Annotated in this window: 8 protein-coding genes; 4 read left to right on the top strand and 4 right to left on the bottom strand. The window is 60.4% G+C overall.

What is annotated here, in order from left to right:
• The first annotated feature begins 11 nt into the window (after window positions 1-11).
• The 3 genes from ABIT12_RS18280 to ABIT12_RS18290 are packed head-to-tail and all read left to right on the top strand — an operon-like array spanning window position 12 to window position 3,301.
• Entirely contained in the window at window positions 12-770 is a 759-nt protein-coding gene (locus ABIT12_RS18280; protein ID WP_348041514.1) for an ABC transporter ATP-binding protein, read from the top strand.
• Entirely contained in the window at window positions 767-3,163 is a 2,397-nt protein-coding gene (locus ABIT12_RS18285) for an FtsX-like permease family protein (RefSeq protein WP_348041516.1), read from the top strand. Before ABIT12_RS18280 ends, ABIT12_RS18285 begins: the two co-directional genes overlap by 4 nt.
• 9 nt (window positions 3,164-3,172) lie before the next feature.
• Window positions 3,173-3,301 (top strand): hypothetical protein, encoded by a 129-nt coding sequence (locus ABIT12_RS18290; protein ID WP_348041518.1) that lies wholly within the window; start codon window positions 3,173-3,175, stop codon window positions 3,299-3,301.
• A gap of 249 nt (window positions 3,302-3,550) precedes the next feature.
• Here ABIT12_RS18290 and ABIT12_RS18295 read toward each other — a convergent pair whose 3' ends face one another.
• Window positions 3,551-4,537, bottom strand: a complete 987-nt coding sequence (locus ABIT12_RS18295) for an ABC transporter substrate-binding protein (protein ID WP_348041520.1) — start codon at window positions 4,535-4,537, stop codon at window positions 3,551-3,553.
• Window positions 4,538-4,831: 294 nt separating this feature from the next.
• Window positions 4,832-5,776, bottom strand: coding sequence for a LysR family transcriptional regulator (locus ABIT12_RS18300; RefSeq protein ID WP_348041522.1), 945 nt, complete (start codon window positions 5,774-5,776; stop codon window positions 4,832-4,834).
• 140 nt (window positions 5,777-5,916) lie between these two features.
• Here ABIT12_RS18300 and ABIT12_RS18305 point away from each other — a divergent pair, with 140 nt between their 5' ends.
• Window positions 5,917-6,651: an SDR family oxidoreductase gene (locus ABIT12_RS18305; protein WP_348041527.1), complete on the top strand. Its 735-nt coding sequence runs from the start codon at window positions 5,917-5,919 to the stop codon at window positions 6,649-6,651.
• Between the two features lie 272 nt (window positions 6,652-6,923).
• Here the strand turns inward: ABIT12_RS18305 and ABIT12_RS18310 are convergent, their stop codons facing one another.
• Window positions 6,924-7,418 carry a nuclear transport factor 2 family protein gene (locus ABIT12_RS18310; protein WP_348041529.1) on the bottom strand — a complete coding sequence of 165 codons (495 nt, stop codon included), beginning with the start codon at window positions 7,416-7,418 and terminating at the stop codon, window positions 6,924-6,926.
• Between the two features lie 24 nt (window positions 7,419-7,442).
• A partial coding sequence (locus ABIT12_RS18315; protein WP_348041531.1) for a nuclear transport factor 2 family protein occupies window positions 7,443-7,847 on the bottom strand: 405 nt, incomplete at its 5' end.

Here is a 7,847-nt window from a genome sequence, read left to right on the forward strand (position 1 = left end):
AGATATCCGAAATGTCACGGAGTCTGATGGTGACCGCTTCTGCATCTCCTTTTCGCCCCGCCGCCGTTGTGCCGACCGCTATCATTGACCTGTCCGGCGTCGGCAAGACTTACCGCACGCCTGCCGGCGATTTCGCCGCACTGACCGATATCAACCTGACGCTGCCTGGTGGCCAGTTTCTGGCGGTGGTGGGAAAGTCGGGCAGCGGCAAAAGCACGCTGGTCAATCTGTTGACGGGCATCGATAGCGTCACTACCGGCACCGTCCGCTTCGGCGACACCCAACTCAACGGCAAAAGCGAAGAACAGCTGACGGCTTGGCGGGGGCGCCATGTCGGGGTGGTGTTCCAGTTTTTCCAATTGTTGCCGACGCTGACCGTCATTGAAAATGTCATGCTGCCGATGGATTTCTGCCGCGTCGGCAAGCCAGCGGAACGGCGGCCCAAAGCCTTGGCGTTATTGGACCAATTGGGAATCGCCGAGCAGGCGGACAAGCTGCCAGTGGATCTTTCGGGTGGTCAGCAACAGCGCGCCGCCATCGCCCGAGCCCTCGCCAACGACCCGCAACTCTTGGTCGCCGACGAGCCCACCGGCAATCTAGATTCGCGCACTACTGCGGAAGTGATGGACCTGTTCAAGAGCCTGACCAGGAATGGCCGTACGGTGGTGATGGTGACCCATGAGCGCGATCTCAGCGCCTATTTTACCCGCACCATCGAGCTGGAGGATGGCCGGATCGTCGCCGATAACAGAGTGGGAGCACAGTCATGACCCTGGCACCACGCTGGCGCAAACTGCTGGGCGATCTAACGGCCGCGCAAGGCCGCGTCGCCTTGATGGTCACAGCTCTTGCCATCGGCCTGTTCGCTGTCGCCACCATTGCAGGCGCCTACAGCATTCTGAGCCGGGAAATTTCCCGCAATTATCTCAACACTAACCCAGCTTCGGCGTTGATCGATGTGGGGGCGGTGACGCCCGAGATCATGGCAATGATCGCCGCCGATCCAGAGATCGCCAATGCCGAACCCGCAACCATTGCCGAAGGGCAGGGTCTTGATGCGCAGGGCAATTGGCAGCGCACATTGATGTTCGTGGTGCCCGATCTGGCCAAAGCGAGCATCGGCACGGTGTTCGCCCAGGATGGTGCGTTTCCGCCGCCGCCCGGCGCAGTGGCGCTGGAGCGGGAAGGGCTCGAATTTCTCGGCGTAGCTCGGGGCGGCGCTATTTCACTGCGCCTGCCCGGTCATGCGCCGCAGTCCTTGCCGGTCGCCGGCATTGTCCATGATCCGAGCCTGGCGCCATCCTGGCAGGAGCAGACAGCCTACACCTACTTGTCGCCCGCCACCTTTGCCCAACTCGGAGGCAGCGCAACGCTTGAGCTGGTTAAGGTTGTGGTGCGCAACGCGACATTCGATCAAGCCCGGACTGAGGCCGTCGTTGGGGCGCTTGCGCAGCGCCTGCAGGCTAGCGGTGTCACAATCCATCAAATCCAGATCCCGCCCGCGGGCCAGCATCCGCATCAAACTCAGATGAACAGCGTGCTCGGCATGTTTTTGGTGTTCGCAGTGCTCGCGCTATTGCTCAGTGCAATGCTGACGGCGACCATGGTGTCAGGCCTGCTGGCCCAGCAAATCCGCCAGATCGCCATCATGAAGGCGGTTGGCGGCACGACGCGCCAGATTGCCACGCTGTATTTTGTCGGCGTGACCGCGATCGCAGCGCTAGCAACGGCGATCGCCATTCCGCTGGGCCTTGCTGCTGGTAATGGCTTTGCCGGGGTGATCGCCGAGTTGTTGAATTTCGATATCGGCAGTCCGGACATTCCGCTCTGGCTGTTAGCGAACCTGATCGCCGTCGGCCTGCTGTTGCCCCTGATTTTTGTTGCCTTGCCGATCCGCCGCGCCACCCGCTTTACCGTGCGGGAAGCGCTGGCCGATCAAGGGCTGACGCGCGACGTTTTGACCATGGGACCGGTGCAACGCCTGCTCGGGCGCCTCGCCGGTTCTGACCGGGCGTTGGCCCTGGCCCTGCGCAACGTCTTCCGCAGGCGCGGCCGACTGCTGCTCAACCTCACTCTGCTAGGTGCTGCCGGCGCCATGTTTATCGCTGCGCTCGACACGCAAGCTGCCTGGGATAATCAACTCAACAAGGCCGCCGCTTTACGCGACTACGATGTCGAAATCAAATTGGCCCAGCCAATTGCCTTCGCCAAAATCGAGGCAACGCTCGCCGGTGTTTCCGGCATCGCCGAACTGCGTCCCGCGGACGCCATCGCGGCAGCGACGGGCCGCGACGATGGTCTGATGATTGTGCGGACCTATCCAGATGGCGGCCACGGCAGTCTGTGGCTGCGTCCCGATAGCGGTCTGCCCGCAGAACTGGAATTCCTCTCTGGCGGTGTTGAGGACGGCGGCGCAATTGTCAATCAGCAAGGCTGGACGCTGGCTGGCCGCCCGGCGATCGGCTCGACCATAAAGGTCGCGGTGGAAGGCAAAACCACGCCGTTCACGCTGGCGGGCGTTATCCGCCAGATATTGACGCCCGCGACCATTTATATTCCGCCAGCGGCCTATACCGGGTTCACCGGCCGCAGTGGCCAGGTTGCAGCGGCGCGCTTGATCTCGGTCTCGAGTGTTCCGGGCGACATCGCGGCACTGGCGAACACGACCGAAACCGCGCTCACAGCCGCGGGGATCGATGTCGAACAGGTGTTGACCGAAGCTATCCTCGCCGCCGCGCAGGGGGGACATGTCAAAATCCTGATCGTGGCGCTGATCGCAATGGCCGTCATCATGGCGGCGGTCGGCACGATCGGCCTGGCGTCGTCGCAAGGCTCCAGCGTCACTGAACGCATCCGCGAGTTCGGCATCATGCGCACTGTCGGCGCATCTGGTCCGGCACTGGTGCGCAACATTCTGGCCGAAGGCTTGATGATTGCCCTGCTCAGTCTGCCCATCGCTTTGGTGGTTGGATTGCCGCTGGGCTACGGCATCGGCGTGCTGATCGGCAGCATGGCATTCGGGCTGGCACTGCCTCTGACGGTGTCTATCCAGGCCATCGCGATCTGGATCGCCATCCTGATCGTCAGTTCGATCAGCGCCAGCCTGGTTCCTGCCCGTCGCGCCATTCGTCTCACCATCAGGCAAACCCTCGCTCACACTTAAGGAGCCACCATGCGTCGTATCGTTATCATTGTTCTCGTTGTCATGACCGTTGCCGTGCTGGGCTATCTCGCCCATACCTTCGATCTGCTCGGCCTGGCCAAAGCCGTTCATAGCACTGCGGCCCAGTCGCATGGCTAGTCGACTGCGCCGGAAGACCACGGCCTGCGAGAGTGATCATCAGCACTCCTTGGAGACGCACCCGAAGTGGCTGGGTTCGGTTCTGCAAATTGATGCGGACTACAGTTATACCAAAAACGTCTGGTTTCTGGCCGCGATATCCAAAAACAGACCGCCTGAGCTGCACTGAAGCAGCGAAGAGGCCATTCCAATGTTGCAGTCGACAAGACGACGCCGAAGTCTAGCGACTTCGGCGTCGTTTGGGAGAGACTAGTTTATCTTGGGGTGGATGAGAGCATCGATTGCCGGATCATTCATGTTGGCCTTGGTAACGAGGTTGGCGCCGGTATCGATGGATGCCGGGACTTTTTCACCTTTGGACACGGCGAGCGCCGTCTTCACGCCGTCATACCCCATCCGGTAGGGGTCCTGGACAACGAGGGCCGAGATGGTCCCGTCCTGCAGGAAACCCACCGTCTTGTCGTCGCTGTCAAAGGTGACCAGAGCGAGCTTACCGGCGAGTTTGTTCTCGGCCACGGCCTGGCCGACGCCCTGGGCCATGATCAGGTTGGAGGCAAAAATACCGGCAAGGTTCGGGTTGGCGGTAATGAGGTCCGTTGCAATGTTCAGGCCGGTCGCTGCCTGCCCGTCGGCATATTTGTCCGCCACCAGGTGGAGATCTGGGTATTTGGCGGCCAGTTGTTCGACGAAGCCCTTCTTGCGAGCTTCAAGCGAACCTGCGTTTGGCAAATTGGTGATGAGGGCAACATCGCCTTTCATCGCACCGGTATTTGCCATGATTGCTGCAGCAAGCCCGTCAGCCGCGATACGGCCGCCGGCCTCGTTGTCAGTGGTCAGGAACGAGGAAAAGGACTTGGAGTCCGCCGAGGAATCGATGCCGATCACCGGCACGGTTTTGGCGGCCGCATCAATTGGGGCGCCAAGCGCCTTGAAGTCCACTGGCGCAATGATGATCGCCGCCGGCCCGGAGCTAACTGCATTTTCCAGAACGGAAATCTGACCGTTAACGTCGGCCTCCGATTGTGTTCCCAACTCGCTGACGGTAACGCCAAGGTCTTTACCGGCCTGGCGCGCCCCGGCCAAAACGATCTGAAAGAAGAACGACGTGGTGTCTTTGACGATAACGGCGATGGTGGTGTCTGCAGCTTGCGCGGGGGCAAACCCGATCAGGCTAGCGGCCAGTGCGATCGTTGAGATTTGCAGTAAGGCCCGGCGGCCGAAGTGTTTTATTGTCATTTGATCCTCCCGTTTAAATTTGGCGGACAAGCGGCATCGACTGCCGATCCGTCGCGGGACGATTGCCGGTTTTAAGTCAGGGTCTGACTCTGTGCCGGTACATCGCCCCGTCCAGGAGCCTGTTCGCTGGGGAAGTGTTGCGGCATTCGCGCTGCCGCTGTCTAACACATGCTCGAGATAGAATTGATCTATCGCTGCGATAGGCGGACGAAACTGCGCCACGGTTTGCCAAATGAGCAGTAACTGAGCGCAGCAGCCGAACAGTGCGTTGCCAGCTTTGGCCAACGCTCTAGCTCACGCGATTTTGCTTGTCAGTCGCAACAATTCCGCCTCGCGCTCGGATTCCTCGATCTCCTTGAAGAACGTCAGAAAATCAAGAAATGCATTGGCGGCGTTGTTCACTGGCGCGATGCCATCGCCGCGCTTGTAGGCAACCATAAGTTCCCAGCAAACAGCGGGCTCGGCCAGCGCCGTTACGGCGATCTTGGGCTCGCGCGAGGCCGCGATGGTTTCTGGCAGTAGCGCAATTCCGAGCCCCATACTGACGAGATCTATAAGGGTCTCGACATCGGTAACGTCGAAATCAGTTTGGCGGACGACACCCGCCTGGCTAAACGCGTCATCGACCAATGCTCGCGTGCCCCAGCCTAGATCGAAGTCGACGAACGAGTATTGACGCAACTCTTCCAAATGGAGCGCGCGCCCGGCGGCGAGAACGTGGCCAGGCGCGGTGATCACGACGAGATCCTCACAGGCGACGACGCGTGCGACAATGTCGTCAGGGGGATCAAGCAGCGGCAGGAAGGCTAGGTCCATGCTGCCGTCCCGCAGCGCTGCAAGCAGGCCAGGAAGGTCCCCTTGCTGCATCCGCACAGTGATCCCTGGGTTAGCGAAATGGTAATTTGCGATGAGCGATGGAAGCTCCAGAAAAGCTGGCAGGCTGTGGACGGTCCCCATGCTGACGGAACCGCGGCGCAGGCCGGCGATCTCTGCCACAGTTTCACGGCCGCCCTGAATGACGCGCATCGCTTCGCGGGCCCGCTCGAGAAAGGCGCGTCCGGCGGGCGTAAGTTGAACCTGCCGCGTACTGCGCACCAGCAGGGGTGTCTTCAGCTCCAGTTCGAGCGAACGGATGGAGGTCGAAAGGGCCGATTGCACGATGTGAATCCGCTCTGCAGCGCGCGTGAAGCTTAGTTCTTCCGCGACCGCAATAAAGTGCTGAAGATGCCGAAGTTCCATGATTGTCGCGCCTCGATCAACGGCAGAGATAAAATCGATCTCTACAATCTGTTAGACGATGCAGCAAGCGCTGTGGTTGTTGCGGGCACTGCGGTCCAGGCCGTTACAATCAATATCTGGTCTATATTGGGAGAACAAAATTGAGCGCCAAGCTTAAAGGAAAAGTCGCAATAATCAGCGGGGCAAGCGCCGGAATTGGCCAAGCGGCAGCGCGTTGCTTGGGACGCGAGGGCGCGTCTTTGGTGCTCACCGCGCGTCGTCGCGAACGGCTCGACGAGTTGGCCGCAGAAGTCCGTGAACTGGGTGGCGAAGCCATCGTTGTGCTGGGGGACGCACGCGACGAACAGACGGCCATCGACGTCGCCAATGAGGCCCAAAAGGCCTTCGGTCGCATTGACATTCTCATCAACAATGTCGGCGTCGGCAATTACAAAAACCTCGTCGACACCACTCTAGAAAACTACGTGGAGATGATGGACGCCAACATGCGCTCCAGCTTCCTGTTCACGCGCTACGTCGTTCCCAAAATGATCGAGCAGCGCAATGGTCTGGTCCTGTTCGTCTCATCCATGGCCGGCGTTTACGGCTTTGCCGGCGAGGCGGTCTACTGTGCCACCAAATTTGCGCAAGTCGGCTTCGCGCAGGGACTGGACAAAGAGCTCCGTCCTCATGGCATCAAGGTTGGCACCATCAATCCGGGTGGCGTGAAGACGGAGTTTGCGCTTGGTAAAGGCCGAACGGAGGAAAGTGTCGACCAGTCTGACATGCTTGAGGCAAGCGATGTGGCCGAGGCAATTCTGTTCGCGTGCACTCAATCAAAGCAATCACGCATCATCCAGGTCCAAATGCGGACAATGGCCGAGTCTCTAGCCTAAACGGGGTGGCGCATCTCAGCAGGTATTGCATGGCGCCAAGCACGATCTCATCTTCCGGATGAGGATGCCGTCGCATTGCATTTGGCGGTAAGTATCCGCCTGCGGCAACAAGCATGAGAGCTGGCGTTCGGCAGGATCCCCAGCGCGAGGACCTACCTAGTGAGCCACGAAGCTGGGCAACGCCCCGGCTTCTCATTTCCGGTCGGATGTTGTCCGCCCGCAATCGGGCGGGCGGACAAGTATCCAGTCAGCGCAACGGCTGCTATGGGAGGCTAGTACATCGTCCGCGGATTGATGGCGTCTGCGGGTATCTGCTGGATCACGTCCCAGTGCTCGGCAATCTTGCCGTTCTCGACGCGGAAAATGTCGGCGATGACGGTTCCGGGCGAGGTGCCCGATGCCGGCTGCGCGGTCTGAACCATCACCAGATCGCCCTCTGCGATCACGCGCTCGAACTTGACCTCCCGCGTGGGCCAGGAGTCGATGCCCAGGCCCTGGAGGAAGCTCTTCACTGCCTCCCGACCGTCGGTCATCGAGGGATTGTGCTGGATGTATTCGTCGGCCCAGTAGCGGTCGAGCGCGGTGAGATCGGCATTGCCGAACAGTTCCTGATAGGCCTTGGTGACCAGCGCCTTGTTGGCCTGGGTCAGTTCATAGTCCTGCACGATCTGGGCCTGGGTGGCGTCCTGGGCATAGGCAGGTACCGCCAATCCCGCGACCGAGGTGGTCACGAGGAAGATGGATGCGAGAAGCGTCTTCTTGAACATTGGATCGTCTCCTGGTGTTTGCGCCTAGCTGAGCGCGCGGGTCACCAGAACGGTGTCGACATACTGGGTCATGCGAATGACCTTGCCGTCCTTGATCTGGTAAAGGTGGGCGAAGGGCGCGGTCATGGACTTGCCCGTCGCGTTGTAGGTGCCCGAATAGACGCCGAAGGCGGCTACGCGATCGCCGTCGGCGATGTAGGTATGGACGTCGGCGCGATAGCCAGTCCATTCAGATCCAAGGCGGCGGAAGACGCCGTCGATCAGCGCCTCTGGTCCAACATAGGTACCGGCGTAGGGGAAGCCCTCTGCCTCGGTCCATTCCACGTCCGGCGACAGGACAGCCCGCAGATTGCGGCCGTTGTCCTCGGAGGACCCTTCATAGGTCCCCCGGATCAGCTCAAGATTGGTGCTCATCTCAACCCCACTGCA

This window comes from Devosia sp., assembly GCF_039927955.1.
Lineage (GTDB): Bacteria > Pseudomonadota > Alphaproteobacteria > Rhizobiales > Devosiaceae > Devosia.